This is a genomic window from Pseudonocardia humida, assembly GCF_023898865.1.
Classification (GTDB): Bacteria; Actinomycetota; Actinomycetes; order Mycobacteriales; family Pseudonocardiaceae; genus Pseudonocardia; species Pseudonocardia humida.
Window position 1 is genome coordinate 1 of the sequence record NZ_JAGSOV010000100.1, and the last position, 16,617, is coordinate 16,617.

Genomic DNA, 16,617 nt, shown 5'->3' on the forward strand with positions numbered 1-16,617 from the left:
CCCGGCTCGCGGCGCTGCGCGCCGCCTCGCCCGGGGTGCGAGCGCGACTCTCGTTGCGCCTGGCGGGGCGAGCGCGACTTTCGTTGCGCCCGGTGGAGCGAACGCGACTCTCGTCCCACCCAGCGGGGCGAACACCACTCTCGTCCACCCCGCGGAGCGAACGCGACTCTCGTCCCACCCGGCGAGCGAGTGGCGCGGTGGCCCAGCCTCGTTGAGCGAGAGCGCCGTTCGCTCAACCCGGGTGCGTGGGGCACGGCGAGCGAGTGGCGCGGTCGCCCAGCCTGGTTGGCCCAGTGCGCCATTCGCTCGACCGGGTGGGGTCGGGCGAGCGAGTGGCGCGGTGGGCCGGCCCCGTGGGGCGGGAGCGCCGTTCGCTCACGTGGGGCGTGGTGCGGGGCGGGACGGAGCCCGCGAGGGCGCTCCCCGGTTCCACCGAGCGCCGATCAACGTGGCGGCAGCTGCGGGACGGGCTCGCCGGCCAGTGCCGCGGCCGCCCGGTCAAGGTCGACGGGGGTGGGCCCGCGGTTCCACGGCATGCGGGCCAGCAGGTCGGCCATGGGGCAGATCCCGATGGACGCGGTGACCACGAGGGCGGCGCCGATCACCGCCGAGAACCACTGCAGGCCGGGGACGAGGAGGCTGCCGAGCAGGCCCAGCAGCACCAGTGCGCCCGCGGTGAAGCGGACCTGCCGGTCGAGGGCCCAGGTGGGGCGGCCGCGGGCGACGTCGCCGCCGGCGGCTTCCCAGCCGGCCACGCCGCGGGTGAGGACGCGGGCGTCGGGGAACAGCCGGGCGGCCTGTTCGGCGCGGGAGCCGGTGGCGCACACCAGTACGGGGGTCGGGCCGATCGGGGGGCCGAGTTCGGCGGCGTGCGCGCGCAGGAGGTCGAGCGGGACGTTGACGGAGCCGGGGATGTGGGCGGTCTCGAACTCGGCGGGGGTGCGGACGTCGACCAGGCGGGGACGGTCGGGGGACGCGAGACGGTCGCGCAGCTCCGCGGGGTCCACGTGCGTGGCGGTCATCCGGGCTGCTCCTCCGTCGTGGGGCCGTGCGCCCCCAGTGTCGGCCGCGACGCCCCGGTGCGACGTTGGTCCGATCCGGTGCATTCGCTGGCCCATGCAATACCATAGGGGGGTATCGTGTTCCCAGCGGCGACGACGAGAGGAGGCCACCATGGCCGACCACAGCGCAAGCCCCGGGACCGCCAGCGGGCGCGAGCTCACCCGGATGGCGATCAGCGCGACCCTGCACTGCCTCACCGGCTGCGCGATCGGTGAGGTGCTCGGCGTGGTCATCGGCACCGCGCTCGGCTGGGAGACCGCCCCGACGATCGCGCTGGCCATCGCACTGGCGTTCGTCTTCGGCTACTCGTTCACGATCGCGCCGGTGATGCGCGCCGGGCTCGGCCTGGGCGCGGCGCTGGGCGTGGCGCTGGCCGCGGACACGATCTCCATCACCGTGATGGAGATCGTGGACAACGCCATCCTGCTGCTGATCCCGGGCGCGATGGACGCCGGCCTGGACTCGGTGCTGTTCTGGGCCTCGCTGGCGATCGCGCTGGCCGTGGCGTTCGTGGTGACGGTGCCGGTCAACCGGGCGCTGATCCGGCGGGGCAAGGGCCACGCCGTCGTGCACCGCTACCACCACTGACGGAGCCGCGGTGGGGCTGATCGGCTTACGCTCTCGGGCGTGCCGAACCCCACCGCCGCGTTCCTCGTCATCGGTGACGAGATCCTCTCCGGCCGCACCCGCGAGGCCAACGTCCAGGTGCTGGCCACCGCCCTCGCCGCGGCGGGCATCGACCTGGTGGAGGTGCGGGTGATCCGCGACGGGCTGGAGCCCATCGTCACCGCGGTGAACGCCCTGCGCTCGACCCACGACCAGGTCTTCACCTCCGGCGGCATCGGCCCCACCCACGACGACGTCACCGCCGACAGCGTCGCCGCGGCCTTCGGGGTGCCGATCGACGTCCGCGACGACGCCCGCGCGATGCTCGAGGAGCTGGTGCGCAGGCGGGGCGTCCCGATGGCCGAGGGCATCCTGCGGATGGCCCGCATCCCCGACGGCGCCGCGCTGATCGGCAACAAGCTGTCCGGCGCGCCGGGGTTCAGCCTGGGGAACGTGCACGTCATGGCCGGTGTGCCGACCATATTCGCGGCGATGGTCGAGGAACTGGTCCCGACGCTGCCCGGTGGCGCGCCGACGGTGTCGGGCAGCCTCGTGGTCGAACGGGGCGAGGCCTACTTCGCCGCGGCGCTGGCCGAGTTCGCCCGCACCCACGACGACCTGACGATCGGCAGCTACCCCTTCCGCGACGACGACCGGTTCGCCGTGGAGGTCGTGGTGCGCGGGCGCGACCGGGTCCGCGTCGACGAGGCGGTGGCCCGGTTGGCCGTGGTGCTGAACGAGGCGTGACCACCTTCCGGGATTTGTCCGGACAATGCCGGGGACGCGTCCCTGCCGCTGGGACGCGTTGGCGCCGCGCCGATCCCGTGTGATTGCATCGTCGCCGTGACGCCCACGTGGTTCCTCGGAGACATCTGGGGACCGCGGCGCGCGCACCACTTCGACCAGTGCTGTCCGACGAGCTGAAGCACCCGCCTCCGCTCGTCCGTCCGATCCGCACTGGAGCAGTCCCGTGTCCCCGCACGCCCTCGCGGCTCCGCCCGCCTCCCCCGCCCTGCCCGAGCTCACCGCGCTGACCCGCCGCTACGCCGACGAGGTGCGCGCCGGGCGCCACCGCGTCGTCGTCGACCCGGCGCAGCGCTGGTACAGCCTGCTCCGCAGCGACGACACCGTCGACGTCTGGCTGATCACCTGGGCCACCGAGCAGTTCGCCGAGCTGCACGACCACGGCCGCTCGCTGGGCGCGCTGTCGATCGTGCGCGGCGCCCTCACCGAGGACCGGTGGGTCCCCGGCAGCCACGCGCTGGCCGGGCGCCGGATCACCGCCGGGCGTTCGGTCGGCTTCGGCCGGGGGTACGTGCACGAGGTGAGCAACCCGGAGGCGCAGGCCGCGGTCAGCGTGCACGCGTACTCGCCGCCGCTGACGGAGATGTCGTACTACGCCCTGGAGCCGCGGTCCGACGGCGCCGGCTCGGCCCTGCGCCGCACCCGCACCGCGACGACGGCGCCGGGCAGCTCGGAGGGTGTCGGATGACGACGATCGCGGACGTGCTGGCCGCCGCGCGGGCCCGCCTGGACCGGGTCGGCCCGCGGGAGGCGGCCGAGCGCGCCGAGCGGGGCGCCCACCTGGTGGACACCCGCCCGCAGTGGCAGCGCGAGCAGGAGGGCGAGCTGCCCGGCGCGCTCGTCATCGAGCGCAACCACCTGGAGTGGCGGCTCGACCCGAGCAGCGAGGCACGCATCCCCGAGGCCGTGGACCACGACGTCGAGTGGATCCTGTTCTGCTCGGAGGGCTACAGCTCCAGCCTCGCCGCGGCGTCCCTGCAGGACCTCGGCCTGCACCGGGCCACCGACGTCGACGGCGGCTTCCGGGCCTGGACCGCGGCGGGCCTGCCCACCGCCTGACCCCCCCGTCACCGGCGCGTCGGCGCGCTGGTCAGGGCGTCGCGGGAGAGCAGCGCGACGAGCAGCGCGCTCGCCACGAGCACTGCGCTCGCCACGAGCGGACCGCGGGGGCCCGCGGCGCTGTCGAGGGTGGTGGCGGCGACGAGCGGCCCGACGGCGGCCCCGACGTTGAGCGCGGCGGTCGCGTAGGAGCCGGCCATCGTCGGGGCCCCGTCGGCTTCGTAGAGGACCCGCGTGATCAGCGTGCCGCCCAGCGCGAACGACAGCGCGCCCAGCACGAGCACGAGCGCCAGCAGCGCGGCGGGCCGCGCCGCCAGCGCGGCCGCGGCCACCCAGCAGGCGAGCAGCAACGGACCACCGACCGCGACGACCGCGCCCGGGTGCCGGTCCGACAGCCGCCCGGCCGCGGTGACACCGGCGAACGACCCCGCGCCGAAGAGCACCAGCGCGACGGGGACCCAGAGCCGGTCCAGCCCGGCGGGCCCGGTGAGGACGGGGGCCAGGAAGGTGGACCCGCCGAAGGTGGCCGCGTTGACCAGGGCACCGAGCAGCATCACCAGGAGCAGCCGCGGGCGGCGCAGCCGCCCGAGCTCCGAGCGCAGCGCGGGCCCGGCGGACGCGCCCGCGGGACGCGCCGGGACGCCGGCGAGGACGCCGAGGGCCGCGGGCAGGCAGACCGCGGCGACGGCCCAGAAGGTGGCCCGCCAGCCGAGGAGGGCGCCCAGCAGCGAGCCCCCCGGCACGCCGGCGACCATGGCCATCGTCGTGCCCGCCAGCAGCACCGCGAGCGCGCGACCCCTCCGGTCGGGGGCCACCAGCGCGACGGCGGCGGTCAGCGCGACGGCGAGGAACCCCGCGTTGGCCAGCGCGGCGACGAACCGCGTGCCCAGCAGGACGGTGAAGCTCGTGCTGCAGGCCCCCACGACGTGCGCGGCGAGGAACACGAGCAGGAACCCGAGCAGGCCGGACCGGGCGGGCCAGGTGCGGGAGAGCGCGGCCATCAGCGGGGCGCCGACGACCATCCCGACGGCGAAGGCCGAGGTGAGGGCGCCGGCGGTGCCGACGGCCACGTCGAGGTCCGCGGCGATGTCGGGCAGCAGACCGGCGAGCATGAACTCCGAGGTGCCCATGGCGAACACGGCCAGGGCGAGCAGGTGCAGCGGGAGGGGCATCGAGCGGGCTCCGGGGTGGGGAGGAGATACGTGGGCATCTCGTCACCACGCCGGTACCCCGGGCGCGCTCGTCCGGCCGCGTGCGGCGGTCGGACGGCAGCGGCTACGGACTCAGTGGTCCCGGGGGCCGGCGGCGTGACCGACGGCCCCCACCCTGGACGCTTCGGGGCTCGACACGGCCCGCACGCTACCGCGCCCGCGCGCCGCCCACCTCCGGATTACCCCGGGTCGCGCAGCCCGGCCACCACCTGCAGGTCCTGGACCATGGCGGTCAGCGCGTCCTCGCGGGCCTCCGGCGGCCCGCGCAGGATCGACGACGGGTGCACCGTGGCCACCAGCGGGCGGCCCTCGAACTCCAGCACCTTCCCGCGCTCGGCGGTGATCCGGAACTGCGGGCCCAGCAGCGCCTTCGCCGCGGTGGCGCCGAGCGTGCCGACCACCGCGGGCCGCACGGCCGCCAGCTCGCCGTCGAGCCAGGGGCGGCAGGCCCGGATGTGCGTGACGCCAGGCGTCTTGTGGATGCGGCGCTTGCCGTCGCGGTCGAAGCGGAAGTGCTTGACCGCGTTCGTCACGTACACCTCCTCGCGGGCGATGCCTGCCCGCTCCAGCGCGTCGTCGAGGACCCGGCCCGCGGGCCCGACGAACGGGGCGCCCTTGCGGTCCTCCTGGTCGCCCGGCTGCTCCCCGACCAGCATCAGCCAGGCCCCCGCCCGCCCCTCGCCGAACACCGTCTGGGTGGCCGGCTCGTAGAGCGGGCAGCGGGTGCAGGTGCGGGCCTGCTCGCGCAACTCCTCCAGCGTCTCCACCGGTTCGGGTTACCCGGGTCGGACCAGCACAACCGCCGTGCCGGCCCGGGCGCCCGTCGTCGGCGGCCGGGTCAGGCCCCCGGCGGCAGCGGGAACCGCAGGCCGCGCAGCAGCGGGTGACCGCCCCGATCGCGGATGCGGATCGGGCGTGGATCCCCGGCCCAGCGGGTAGTCGGAGATCATGGTGAGCAGAGCAGAAGGCATCCCGCCCCGTGACCTCGCCGACGACGACCTGCGCCGCGAGCTGCAGCACCTGCACGACACGCGCCACGACGTGGTGACCGGTGGTTCGGAGTCGGCGCTGGAGACGCACACCGCGCGCATGCTGGCCATGGAGCAGGAGTTCCTGCGCCGGTTCCCGGCCGAGGGCGCCCCCGACCCGGGGCGCACCCGCCAGGGCGCCAGGGCCAGGACGTCCGACGGGCCGTGACCCCCCGACCCCCGGTGGCTGGGTGACGATCCCGCACGCCTCCCCGGCCGCCGGTGTTCATCCTCCCCGACAGGAGTGCCGGCCACCCCCATCGGGTACGAACCGGACATGCCGCCCTCCGTCGTCGTGTTCAACCCCTCCCCCCTGGTCACGGTCACCATCGAGGACCGTGGCGGGACCCCCGACATCCACGTCCACGCCGGCGGTCAGGGCGTGTGGCAGGCCCGGATGATCTCCACGCTCGGCGTGCAGGTGATCATGTGCGCCGCGCTGGGCGGGGAGACCGGCGATCTGCTGGGGCACCTGCTGCCCGGCGACGGCGTCGAGCTGCGGCGGGTCACCACGTCCACGCGCAACGGCGGGTACGTCCACGACCGCCGCGACGACGAGCGCGACGAGATCGTCGAGGCCCCCGGCGGCCCGCTCGACCGCCACGAGCAGGACGAGCTCTACGAGCTGGTGCTGCACGAGGGCATCACGCACGGCACGGCGGTGCTGGCCGGGCCCAACTCCGACCAGGTCGTGCCGCACCACCTCTACGGCAGGCTGGCCACCGACCTGTCCGCCAACGGCTGCCGGGTGGCCGCCGACCTCGCGGGTGAGCGGTTGAACGCGGTGCTCGAGGGCAAGCCGTTCCTGATCAAGGTCAGCCACGAGGAGCTGCTCGCCGACGGCCGGGCCGAGAGCGAGAGCCCGGCCGACCTGGTGGCGGCCATGCGCAAGCTGCGCGAGGAGGGGGCGGGCACCGTCGTCGTGTCCCGGGCGGCGGACCCGGCGCTCGCGCTCGTCGAGGACGACGTGCTGGAGATCCACCTGCCGCCGCTGCAGCCGGCCGAGAGCAGCGGGGCGGGCGACTCGATGACCGCGGGCGCGGTCGCCTCGCTGGTCAAGGGCCTGGAGATCCGCGAGGCGCTGCGCATCGGCGCGGCCTGCGGGGCGTTGAACGTGGTGCGCCGCGGCCTGGGCACCGGCGGCGACCACGCCATCGACACCCTCGCCGAGCGCGTCGAGCTGGTCGACTGGAAGGGCTGACCCGGCTCCGGACCTGCGGGGCGCGGCGGGACGGGCCAGGATTGCGCGGTGGCCGACGCAGCGCGGGAGTTCGACATCGTCGTGTACGGCGCCTCCGGGTTCGTCGGCCGGTTGGTGGCCGAGTACCTGGCCTGCGCCGCCCCGGCGGGCACGCGGATCGCGCTGGCCGGGCGGTCGGCCGAGAGGCTGCGCCGGGTCCGCGCCGAGCTGCCCGCGGCCGCGCACGACTGGCCGGTCGTCGAGGCCGACTCGACCGACTCCGCCGCGCTCGCCGCGCTGGCCGCGTCGACGCGCGTGCTGGCCACCACCGTCGGGCCCTACATGCGGCACGGCCTGCCGGTCGTGGCCGCCTGCGCCGCGGCCGGCACCCACTACGCCGACCTGACCGGCGAGATCGTGTTCGTCCGCCGGGCGATCGACGAGTTCGACGCGCTGGCCCGCACGACGGGCGCGCGGATCGTGCACTCCTGCGGCTACGACTCGATCCCCTCCGACCTGGCGACCCTGCTGCTGCACGAGCGGGCCGCGGCCGACGGCGCAGGCGCCCTGCGCGACGTCCGGCTGGAGGCGACGATGAGCGGCGGCATGAGCGGCGGCACGATCGCGTCGATCCTCGGCCAGGTCGAGGCGATGCGCTCCGACCCGGCGCTGCGCCGGCTGGCCGCCGACCCGTTCGCGCTCAGCCCCGACCGCGACGCCGAGCCCACGGTCGCCAGCCCCCCGACGCCGTCCCGCCCGGGCGCACCGAGGACGGGCGGTGGACCGCGCCGTTCATCATGGCCGCGTACAACACCCGGATCGTGCGGCGCAGCAACGCGCTGCAGGGCTGGGCCTACGGCCGTTCCCTGCGCTACGGCGAGGTGATGGGCGCCGGTCGCGGGCTGGGCGGGGCCGCGGCCTCCGTCGCGATCACCGGCGGCCTCGTCGGCATGCTCGGGGCGCTGGCGTTCCCCCCGACGCGGGGGCTGCTCGACCGGGTGCTCCCCGCGCCGGGCACCGGCCCGTCCGGCCGGGTCCGCGAGCGGGGCTGGTTCCGGATGGTCGTCGACGCGGTCACCGAGGACAAGCGCCGCTACCGGGCGGTCGTCTCCGGGCGGGGCGACCCGGGGTACGCGGCCACCGCGGTCATGTTCTCCGAGAGCGCCATGGCCCTGGCCCTGGACGGCGACCGGCTGCCCGACCGAGCCGGCTCGCTGACCCCGGCCACGGCGCTGGGCGGGGTGCTGGTCGAGCGCCTGCGCGCGGCCGGGCACACGTACGAGGCGGCGGTGCACGCCCGCACCGATCGCTGACGGGCGCTGACGGGCGCTGACGGGCGCTGACGTCGGGCGCGGGGTGTGCCGATCCGCTGGGCGGGCACTCCACCGCCATGACCGACGCACCCTCCGACCGCCCGGTCGCCCTGGTCACCGGGGCCAGCCGGGGCCTGGGCTTCCTGATCGCCCGCGAGTTCGCCGACCGCGGCCACGACCTGGTGGTCTGCGCCCGCTCCGCCGAGGGCCTGCGCCCGGCCGCGGAGGAGCTGCGCGGGCGCGGCGCCACCGTGCTCGAGGTGGCCGCGGACGTCGGCGTGGAGGCCGAGGCGCAGCAGCTCGTCGAGCGGGCGCAGGAGCGGTTCGGCCGGCTGGACGTGCTGGCCGTCAACGCCGGCATCATCCAGGTCGGGCCGATGCGGGAGCTGACCGCCAAGGAGTTCGCGGCGGCCATGGACACCATGTTCTGGGGTCAGGTGCACCCGGTGCTGGCCGCGCTGCCGCTGCTGCGCCGCAGCCGGGGCAGGGTGCTGGCGATCACCTCGATCGGCGGCAAGCTGCCCGCGCCGCACCTGCTGCCCTACACCGCCGCCAAGCACGCCGCCGTCGGCTTCGCCGAGGGGCTGCGCGTGGAGGCCGCCCGCGACGGCGTGTCGGTGACCGTCGCGGTGCCCGGGTTGATGCGCACCGGTTCCACCCGCAACGCGCTGTTCTCCGGCCAGCGCACCGCCGAGCGGAGCTGGTTCACGATCGCCGACAGCCTGCCCGGCCTGTCGATGTCGGCGGAGAAGGCGGCGCGGCGGCTGGTGGGCGCCACGCTGCGGGGCCGACCGGAGATCACCCTGACGCTGCCGGCGAAGGTGGGCGCCCGCGTGCACGCGCTGGCCCCGTCGACGACGCTGCGCGTCCTGACACTGGTCAACCGGCTGCTGCCGGGTCCGGTCGGGTCGGGAGGGCCGCGGCCCGGGCACACCGCGACGCCGCCGTCGCGCTGGTTCGCCCGGCTGACCCGCACCGACCGGGCCGCCGCCGCCCGCCTGCACCAGCACGACGACGAGGTGGCGCCGAGCGGGGGCCCGTCCGGCGAACCCGCCTGACGGGCCGGGCGGGCCCGGCCGGACTGGCCCGATGATCGTGCTGTTCCCCGCCGACGGGCTGCGCCCCCGTCGGCCCGACGAGCACTTCGCCGCGGAGCCGCCGCGGCCCACGACCTCGGCCTGACCGTGGCGCTGGTCGACCACGACGCCTTGGCCGCGGGCGGTGGGGCGGAGCGGCCCGTGGCCCGGGTCGGGGCTGTGGTTCGTGACCGTCCGCCACGAGGACGGCCGCTGGCGGGTCGTCGAGCTGGGCGACGGGCAGGTCAGCGACCGGCCCGCCGCCCTCGACCCGACGGCCCTGCTCAGCGCGCTGTCCCGGTGAGCACCTCGGTGCCCGCCGACGCCGTGCGCAGCTGGGCCAGCGACTCCCGCCACGACCGGATCAGCCCCGTCTCGTGGTAGGGCACGCCGATCTCGGCGCAGTAGCCGCGCACGACGTCGCGGGCGGCGCGCAGGTTCGCCGTGGGCATGCTCGGGAACAGGTGGTGCTCGATCTGGTGGTTCAGCCCGCCCATCAGCACGTGCAGCGGCCGGTCGGTCAGCCGCCCACCGCGGACGTTGCGCGAGGTCAGGACCTGCTTGCGGAGGAAGTCCATGCGGGTCGGCTCCGTCGATTGCAGCAGCGGCATGCCCTTGTGGTTGGGCGCGAACACCGAGCCCAGGTAGAGCCCGAACAGGGCCTGGTGCACCACCAGGAACGCCACCGCGAGCCCGGGCGGCAGCACCAGGAACAGCGCGGCGACGTAGCCGAGCAGGTGCGCGGCGATCAGCCCCAGCTCCAGCCCGCGCACCGGCACGCGCCGACCGCCCCGGGTGAGCAGGGCCTGCAGGCTGGCCCGGCGCAGGTCCACCGCGGCCAGGGTGATGAGCGGGAAGAACAGCGTGGCCTGGTGGCGGTTCAGGAACCGCAGCACCCCCCGCGACCCCCGCGCCTGCTCCTCGGTCCAGACGAGCGCGCCCGGCTCGACGTCCGGGTCGAGGCCCTCGTGGTTGGGGTTGGCGTGGTGGCGGGTGTGCTTGTCGGTCCACCAGCCGTAGGACATCCCGACGCCGACGTTGCCCAGCAGCCGCCCGACCACCGCCGACGGCCGGCGCGTGCGGAAGACCTGCCGGTGCGCCACGTCGTGGGCCAGCAGCGCGGTCTGCCCGGAGCCGAACGCCGCCGCGACCGCCACCAGCAGCTGCCACCAGGAGTCGCCCAGCAGCAGGAACGCCGCGATCGTGGCCGCGTGCCACCCGGCGAGCAGGGCGAACCGCAGGACGTAGTAGCCGGGCCTGCGGTCCATCAGGCCTGCCTCGGCGACGCGGCGCGAGAGCCGGGCGAAGTCGCTGCCGGTGGCCGGGTCGTGGGTCTGTGTCGTCACGCCCCCGAGCCTGCGACCGGCCGCCGCCCGGCGTGATCCCCCCAGCCCCCGGACCGGGGTGGGGCCCTCCCCCGGCCCGGCCCTCAGGCCTGCTTGAGCTTGCGCCAGCCACCCGCCCGGTTGTCGGCGATGATCCGCCGGAACATCTCGGCCAGCGGGGCGGCGGGCACGGCCTCGCCCCGGCGCACCGCGACCGTGCGGGCGGTCTTGTTGTCGTGCCCGCCGGTGATGATGCCGTCGGGGTCGGGGACGATGGCCCCGTCGTAGAGGAAGACGTTGACGTGCGTCTTCGCCGCCAGCAGGGCGCAGACGTTGCCCTGCAGCACGAAGTACGGCTGCCCCCGGCGCTTGACCGTCTCGACGACCTCGGGATCGACGGAGTGCACGAGGTCGCGCACCTCTCGGCAGATCTCCTGCTGCCAGGGCGCCAGTGCGTCGATGTACTCGTCGACGCGCGGGTCGACCTCGTAGGCCATGCGGGCCAGCATGGCAGCTCGCGCCGGGCCCGTGGCGGTCCGGCGCCTGAGCTACCGGCGCCCGGTCACAGGCCGAGCTTCTCCGCGGCCAGCCGGGAGCCCTGCACCCGCGCGGTGATCTTCTGGAACGCGACGTCGCGGGCGTAGTCGGGCGATCCGTGGTTGGGCTTCTCGTCGATCGAGAACGGCGAGAAGCCGCAGTCGTCGGTCGAACCGAGCTGCTCGCGCGGGATGAAGTCGGCCGCCCGGATCAACCGGTCGGCGATCTCCTGCGGCGATTCCACCCGCGGGTTGAGCGGATTGGTCACCCCGAGGTACGCCATCTGCGCCACGCCGTTCGCGTCCGAGCGCAGGTGCCGACCGATCGACTCCAGGACGGGGTCGCGGTCGCGCTCGGAGGAGAACTGGATCAGGAAGTAGCCGGCGTCGATGTCGAACATCGTGGCGAGCAGGTTGTTGTAGGGCACGTCGGCGGAGTGCACGGAGTCGCGGTCGCCGCCGGGGCAGGTGTGCACCCCGATGCCGCGGCGCTCGTCGGCGGAGAACCGGGCCATCACGCGGTTGATCAGCTCGATGAAGTGCGGCAGCAGCCCGGCGCCCGTCCACGGGTTGCGCGGGTCCTCGCGGGTGGCCAGCCTGCCCTCGGTGAAGTCGACCGACACCCGCGCGGCCCCGGCCGCGAACGCCTCGCGGATGTCCTTCTCGCACTCGTCGACGAGGGTGGCCTCGAACTCCTCGCGGGTGTAGCCGGGCACGGGCTCGTCCAGCGGGTAGAGCAGCGCGAGCATCGATGGCGCGATGACCGCCTGCTTCATCGGCCGGTGCGCGTGGGGCAGCGACTTGCGCAGCGCGTCGGCGGCGTACTGGTTGTACCGGAACGGGCCCCTCTCCAGCCGCGGCAGCTGCCGGCCGTGCCCGTCGGCGAAGATCGCGAAGAACTGCCCGCCCACCGGGGCCAGCCCGGGCGCCAGCCCGGTGCCGCCGAGCGTGTCGGTGATCGGGTAGGTGGCGAATGAGGACCAGCGCTGCTCGCCGTCGGAGATGATCGGCGAGCCGGTGGCCTCGAAGCGCTCGATCGAGTCGCGGACGGCGGCCTCCTGCTGCTCGGCCAGCTCCTCGCGGCTGATCTCGCCCGCGTCGTAGCGGGCGTAGGCCGCCTGCAGCGCGGACGGGCGCGGCAGCGATCCGACCGGCTCGGTCGGCAGGCCGGTGGCCGTGCGCGGGTCGTAGGAAGCCATGGACGACACCTTCCGCCGGGATCCCGCGACGGGCAGCACTCGGCACCGGCCGCGAACGCTTTCGCGACCGGTCGTCGTGGCTGACCGGGGATCGGATCGGCGAGAGTAGTCGCGCCGCTACGGAAAGGTCAACGAACGCATTCCGCCGCCGATCACGGGACGATCACTGCGGAATGTCGCGCAGCAGGCCCCGGGGTTCAGCCGCCGAAGGCTGCGGCGTGGTCGCGGGCGAACGTCGCCACGTCGCGCGCCGGGGTGCCGGTGACCTCGGCGACGCTCGGGAAGACCCGCGCCGCCTCGCCGCGGGCGTAGTGGGCGTAGTCCTCCAGCAGGCCGTCGACCTGCCAGTCGGGCAGCACCCCGCGCAGCGCGGCGGCGAACGCCTCCGGCGGCACGTCGAGGAACTCCACCGGCCGGCCGGTGGCCGCGCCGATCGCCGTGGCGATCTCCTCGTGGGTGACCGCGGTCGGGCCGGTGATCTCGTAGGAGCGCCCGACGTGGCCGGGCTCGGTCAGCACGACGGCGGCCACCGCGGCGATGTCGCGCACGTCCACCGCGCTGACCCGGGCGTCGCCGATGGGGGCCATGAACCGGCCCTGCTCGCGGATCATGTCGGCGAAGGCCAGCAGGCCCTGGAAGTACAGGTTGGGCCGCAGGAACGTGTGCCCGACGCCCAGCTCGCGGACCCGGCGCTCGACGGCGGCGTGGTAGCGCAGGAAGCGCACCGGCGAGTCCTCGACCGAGGCGTACTGCGAGAGCACCACCAGGTGCTCGACGCCCTGCGCGGCCGCCACCTCGACGAACCGCTCCTGCTGCTCCTGGGCCCGCTCCGAGGAGGGCGTGACCAGGTAGGCCGCGCGGACCCCGCGCAGGGCCGCGGCCAGCGACGCCGCGTCGTCGAAGTCGGCCACCACCGTCGCGGCGCCCTGCGGGGCCGTCGAGGAGGTGCCGCGCACCATCGCCGTCACCGGGGCGCCGCGCGCCACCAGCTCCCGCACCAGCGCGGAGCCGGTGCTGCCGGTGGCCCCGGTGACCAGGATCGTGCCGTCCCGCTCGCTCATGACGTCTCCGTTCGGATCGGTGTTCATAGTCGAGAGCAGTGCTCTCTCGACGACTATGCCACCCTGTCCGCACACATTCAAGAGCGATGCTCTCCGTCAGTCGAGCGCGAGCCGGCCCAGCAGGTCGAGCAGCGTGGCCCGCTCCCCCGCGTCGAGGTCGCCCAGCAGCGCGGCGTCGACCTCGCCGACCGAACCGGCGATCTCGACCAGCCGCGCCCGGCCCGCGTCGGTGGCGACGACCAGCCGGGTGCGCCGGTCGACCGGGTGCGCCTCGCGGCGCACGAGGCCGTCGCGCTCCAGGTCGTCGACGATGGCCACCACGGCGCTCGGGTCCACCCCGAGCAGCTCGCCCAGCCCGCGCTGCGAGCGCCCCGGCGTCTCCGCGGCCGCGACGAGCACCGTGTACTGCCGGCTGCGCAGGCCGTGGCGGGCCAGCGCGCGGTTGAGGTTGCGGATCGCCGCGCCGCCCGCCCGCGCCAGCCGGAACCCGACGTCCCCGGCCAGGGTGTCGGGCACCCCGGCGGCGGACGCGCGTCGCGTCGCGCTGATGTCGCCTCCCGCTGTCGGTCTCGACCGCCACGGTAGCCGACAACCACAATCATTGACATCCACAATCGATGCCGCGTACAACGACCGCATGGAGCAGAACGGCCGCCTCGACGTCGCGGCACTGCAGGCGATCGACGTCCACGTGCACATCGAGGTCGACCTCCACGGCCACCTCGCGCTGCCCGACGAGCAGGCGCAGGCCGCGGCCCGGTACTTCGGCGCCGACCACAGGCGTCCGACGCTGCCCGAGATCGCCGCCCACTACCGCGAGCGCAGGATCGGCGCGGTGGTGTTCACCGTGGACACCGAGGCCTACACGGGCCACCCCGCCCTGTCCAACGAGGAGATCGCGCAGGGCGCCGCCGAGCACTCCGACGTGCTGATCCCCTTCGCCAGCATCGACCCGGCCAAGGGCCGCGCCGGCGCCAGGGCGTTCCGCAGGCTGGTCGAGGAGCACGGCGTGCGCGGGATCAAGTTCCACCCCAGCGTGCAGGACTTCGCGCCGAACGACCGCAGCGCCTACCCGCTGCTGGAGGTCGCCCAGGAGTTCGGGCTGCCCGCGCTGTTCCACACCGGCCAGACCGGCATCGGCGCCGGCCTGCCCGGCGGCGGCGGGATCCGGCTCGAGCTGTCCAACCCGATGCTGCTCGACCACGTCGCGGTCGACTTCCCGCACCTGACGATCATCATGGCGCACCCCTCGTTCCCCTGGCAGGACGAGGCGCTGGCGGTGGCCACGCACAAGCCGAACGTCTACATCGACCTGTCGGGCTGGTCGCCGAAGTACTTCCCGCCGCAGCTGGTCCGCTACGCCAACTCGCTGCTGCAGGACAAGGTCCTGTTCGGCTCGGACTACCCGCTGATCACCCCGGACCGCTGGCTGGCCGACTTCGCGAAGCTGGAGATCAAGCCGACCGTGCGCCCGAAGATCCTCAAGGACAACGCCGTGCGGGTGCTCGGCCTGGGAGCGACGCAGGCATGATCCACCGGGGCCGACCGGCCACCATCGACGTCCCGGACCTCACGCTCACCGAGTACGTCCTGGGCCGCGAGCCCACCGACGGCGACGACCGGGTCGCCCTCGTCGACGCCGACCGGACCGAGCGCATCACCTACGCGGAGCTGGGCGCGGACGTGGCCGCGGTGGCCGGCGGGCTGGCCGCGCTCGGCGTGCGGCCCGGCGACGTCGTCGCCCTGATCAGCCACAACCAGCCGGTCTACGCGGTCGCCGTGCACGGCATCGTGGCCGCGGGGGCCGCGGTCACCCCGATCAACCCGGCGTTCACCGCGGCCGAGATCGCCAAGGTCCTGCGGGCCTCCGGCGCGTCGGTGGTCATCGCGGCCGTCCCCGCCGCGGCCGCGGTCGCCGAGGCCGCCGACGCCGCCGGCGTCGCGCACCGGTTCGCGCTCGGCGAGCACCCCGGCTTCCGGCCGTTCGCCGAGCTGCGCGGCTGCGGCCTGGCGGCGCCGCGGATCGAGGTCGACCCGGCCACCGCGGTGGCCGCGCTGCCGTTCTCCAGCGGCACCACCGGCCTGCCGAAGGGAGTGCGGCTCACCCACCGCAACCTGGTGGCCAACCTGGAGCAGAACCGGGTCGGCTGGCCGGTCGGCGCGGACGAGGTGCTGCCCGCGTCGCTGCCGTTCTTCCACATCTACGGGTTCACGATCATCCTCAACACCGGGCTGGCCGCCCGGGCCACCGTGGTCACGCTGGCCCGCTTCGCGCTCGACGACTACCTGCGGATGCTGCAGGAGCACCGGGCCACGCGGGCGTTCCTGGCCCCGCCGGTGGTGCTGCAGCTGGCCACCGCACCCGCCGTCGACGACTACGACCTCTCCTCCGTGCGGCTCGCGGTGTGCGGGGCGGCGCCGCTGGACGTCGCGGTGGCCGAGCGCGCCGAGCAGCGGGTGGGCTGGCCGATCCGGCAGGGCTACGGGATGACCGAGGCGAGCCCGGGCACCCACCAGGTGGCCGAGGACGAGTTCGCCACCACCCCGGCGGGGTCGGTCGGCAGGCTGCTGGCCGGCACCGACGGCCGGCTGGTCGACCCGGCCACCGGGGAGGACGCCGCTCCGGGCGAGCCCGGCGAGCTCTGGGTGCGCGGGCCGCAGGTGATGCCCGGCTACCTGGACGACCCCGGGGCCACCGCGGCGACCCTGGTGGACGGCTGGCTGCGCACCGGCGACATCGCCCGGGTCGACGACGACGGGGTCTTCTGGATCGTCGACCGGCTCAAGGAGCTGATCAAGTACAAGGGCTACCAGGTGCCGCCGGCCGAGCTGGAGGCACTGCTGCTCACCCACCCCGACGTTCTCGACGCGGCCGTGGTCGGCGTCCCGCACGCCGAGGGCGGGGAGGCCCCCAAGGCGTTCGTGGTGGCGGCCCGGCCGGTCGGGGCCGAGGCGCTGATGGACTGGGTCGCCGAGCGGGTCGCGCCGTACAAGAAGGTCCGGGCGGTGGAGTTCGTCGAGCGGATCCCGAAGTCGCCGACCGGGAAGATCCTGCGCCGCGAGCTGCGCTGAGCCGGACGGCCCAGTCGCCGGCGATCGATCGGTCCGCACGCTGCGTAGCGACGCGCATACCCGAGACAGAGCAACCCGAACAATC

General features: G+C 75.1%; 20 protein-coding genes. 12 read left to right on the forward strand and 8 right to left on the reverse strand.

Features of this window, described 5'->3' with window-relative positions; all coding sequences use genetic code 11:
* Nucleotides 1-443: 443 nt before the first annotated feature.
* Nucleotides 444-1,022: a rhodanese-like domain-containing protein gene (locus KDL28_RS38735; RefSeq protein ID WP_252446480.1), complete on the reverse strand. Its 579-nt coding sequence runs from the start codon at nt 1,020-1,022 to the stop codon at nt 444-446.
* 151 nt (nt 1,023-1,173) lie between these two features.
* Here KDL28_RS38735 and KDL28_RS38740 point away from each other — a divergent pair, with 151 nt between their 5' ends.
* From KDL28_RS38740 to KDL28_RS38755, 4 genes are all read left to right on the forward strand, one after another.
* Nucleotides 1,174-1,650, forward strand: coding sequence for a DUF4396 domain-containing protein (locus tag KDL28_RS38740; protein ID WP_252446481.1), 477 nt, complete (start codon nt 1,174-1,176; stop codon nt 1,648-1,650).
* Nucleotides 1,651-1,689: 39 nt separating this feature from the next.
* The gene (locus tag KDL28_RS38745) at nt 1,690-2,415 is read left to right on the forward strand and encodes a competence/damage-inducible protein A (RefSeq protein WP_252446482.1); all 726 of its coding nucleotides are present in this window, start codon (nt 1,690-1,692) and stop codon (nt 2,413-2,415) included.
* Between the two features lie 223 nt (nt 2,416-2,638).
* A complete protein-coding gene (locus KDL28_RS38750) occupies nt 2,639-3,160 on the forward strand; it encodes a cysteine dioxygenase (protein WP_252446483.1) in 522 nt (173 codons plus the stop codon).
* The gene (locus KDL28_RS38755; RefSeq protein WP_252446484.1) at nt 3,157-3,531 is read left to right on the forward strand and encodes a rhodanese-like domain-containing protein; all 375 of its coding nucleotides are present in this window, start codon (nt 3,157-3,159) and stop codon (nt 3,529-3,531) included. Before KDL28_RS38750 ends, KDL28_RS38755 begins: the two co-directional genes overlap by 4 nt.
* Before the next feature lie 8 nt (nt 3,532-3,539).
* Here the strand turns inward: KDL28_RS38755 and KDL28_RS38760 are convergent, their stop codons facing one another.
* Complete coding sequence (locus KDL28_RS38760; RefSeq protein ID WP_252446485.1) at nt 3,540-4,703, reverse strand: Cmx/CmrA family chloramphenicol efflux MFS transporter; 1,164 nt, start codon at nt 4,701-4,703, stop codon at nt 3,540-3,542.
* Between the two features lie 218 nt (nt 4,704-4,921).
* Complete coding sequence (locus tag KDL28_RS38765) at nt 4,922-5,509, reverse strand: UdgX family uracil-DNA binding protein (RefSeq protein ID WP_252446486.1); 588 nt, start codon at nt 5,507-5,509, stop codon at nt 4,922-4,924.
* Nucleotides 5,510-5,693: 184 nt separating this feature from the next.
* On the opposite strand from KDL28_RS38765, the gene KDL28_RS38770 reads away from it, so the two are divergent.
* The 6 genes from KDL28_RS38770 (at nt 5,694) to KDL28_RS41965 (ending at nt 9,643) form a co-directional block, all read left to right on the forward strand.
* Nucleotides 5,694-5,939, forward strand: a complete 246-nt coding sequence (locus KDL28_RS38770; protein WP_252446487.1) for a DUF6158 family protein — start codon at nt 5,694-5,696, stop codon at nt 5,937-5,939.
* 108 nt (nt 5,940-6,047) lie between these two features.
* Entirely contained in the window at nt 6,048-6,971 is a 924-nt protein-coding gene (locus KDL28_RS38775) for a 1-phosphofructokinase family hexose kinase (RefSeq protein ID WP_252446488.1), read from the forward strand.
* A 48-nt stretch (nt 6,972-7,019) separates the two neighbouring features.
* Complete coding sequence (locus KDL28_RS38780) at nt 7,020-7,835, forward strand: saccharopine dehydrogenase NADP-binding domain-containing protein (RefSeq protein WP_252446489.1); 816 nt, start codon at nt 7,020-7,022, stop codon at nt 7,833-7,835.
* Nucleotides 7,772-8,263 carry a saccharopine dehydrogenase family protein gene (locus KDL28_RS38785; protein WP_252446490.1) on the forward strand — a complete coding sequence of 164 codons (492 nt, stop codon included), beginning with the start codon at nt 7,772-7,774 and terminating at the stop codon, nt 8,261-8,263. Before KDL28_RS38780 ends, KDL28_RS38785 begins: the two co-directional genes overlap by 64 nt.
* A 77-nt stretch (nt 8,264-8,340) precedes the next feature.
* Entirely contained in the window at nt 8,341-9,321 is a 981-nt protein-coding gene (locus KDL28_RS38790; protein WP_252446491.1) for an SDR family NAD(P)-dependent oxidoreductase, read from the forward strand.
* A gap of 205 nt (nt 9,322-9,526) precedes the next feature.
* Nucleotides 9,527-9,643 (forward strand): ATP-grasp domain-containing protein, encoded by a 117-nt coding sequence (locus KDL28_RS41965; protein WP_252446492.1) that lies wholly within the window; start codon nt 9,527-9,529, stop codon nt 9,641-9,643.
* On the opposite strand, the gene KDL28_RS38800 is transcribed toward KDL28_RS41965, so the two are convergent.
* The 5 genes from KDL28_RS38800 to KDL28_RS38820 all read right to left on the reverse strand — a co-directional run bounded on the left by KDL28_RS38800 (nt 9,624) and on the right by KDL28_RS38820 (nt 13,976).
* A complete protein-coding gene (locus tag KDL28_RS38800) occupies nt 9,624-10,685 on the reverse strand; it encodes a fatty acid desaturase family protein (protein WP_252446493.1) in 1,062 nt (353 codons plus the stop codon). The two genes, KDL28_RS41965 and KDL28_RS38800, sit on opposite strands and share 20 nt — an antisense overlap.
* 83 nt (nt 10,686-10,768) lie before the next feature.
* Nucleotides 10,769-11,161: a DUF1801 domain-containing protein gene (locus KDL28_RS38805; protein ID WP_252446494.1), complete on the reverse strand. Its 393-nt coding sequence runs from the start codon at nt 11,159-11,161 to the stop codon at nt 10,769-10,771.
* A 65-nt stretch (nt 11,162-11,226) separates the two neighbouring features.
* The gene (locus KDL28_RS38810) at nt 11,227-12,399 is read right to left on the reverse strand and encodes a cobalamin-independent methionine synthase II family protein (protein ID WP_252446495.1); all 1,173 of its coding nucleotides are present in this window, start codon (nt 12,397-12,399) and stop codon (nt 11,227-11,229) included.
* A gap of 197 nt (nt 12,400-12,596) precedes the next feature.
* Nucleotides 12,597-13,460 carry an SDR family oxidoreductase gene (locus KDL28_RS38815; protein WP_252446496.1) on the reverse strand — a complete coding sequence of 288 codons (864 nt, stop codon included), beginning with the start codon at nt 13,458-13,460 and terminating at the stop codon, nt 12,597-12,599.
* A 96-nt stretch (nt 13,461-13,556) separates the two neighbouring features.
* A complete protein-coding gene (locus KDL28_RS38820; protein WP_252446497.1) occupies nt 13,557-13,976 on the reverse strand; it encodes a MarR family winged helix-turn-helix transcriptional regulator in 420 nt (139 codons plus the stop codon).
* Between the two features lie 121 nt (nt 13,977-14,097).
* Here KDL28_RS38820 and KDL28_RS38825 point away from each other — a divergent pair, with 121 nt between their 5' ends.
* Together KDL28_RS38825 and KDL28_RS38830 are read left to right on the forward strand one after the other, a co-directional pair.
* The gene (locus KDL28_RS38825) at nt 14,098-14,991 is read left to right on the forward strand and encodes an amidohydrolase family protein (RefSeq protein WP_252446498.1); all 894 of its coding nucleotides are present in this window, start codon (nt 14,098-14,100) and stop codon (nt 14,989-14,991) included.
* Complete coding sequence (locus KDL28_RS38830; protein WP_252446499.1) at nt 14,988-16,532, forward strand: AMP-binding protein; 1,545 nt, start codon at nt 14,988-14,990, stop codon at nt 16,530-16,532. Before KDL28_RS38825 ends, KDL28_RS38830 begins: the two co-directional genes overlap by 4 nt.
* Nucleotides 16,533-16,617 lie beyond the last annotated feature (85 nt).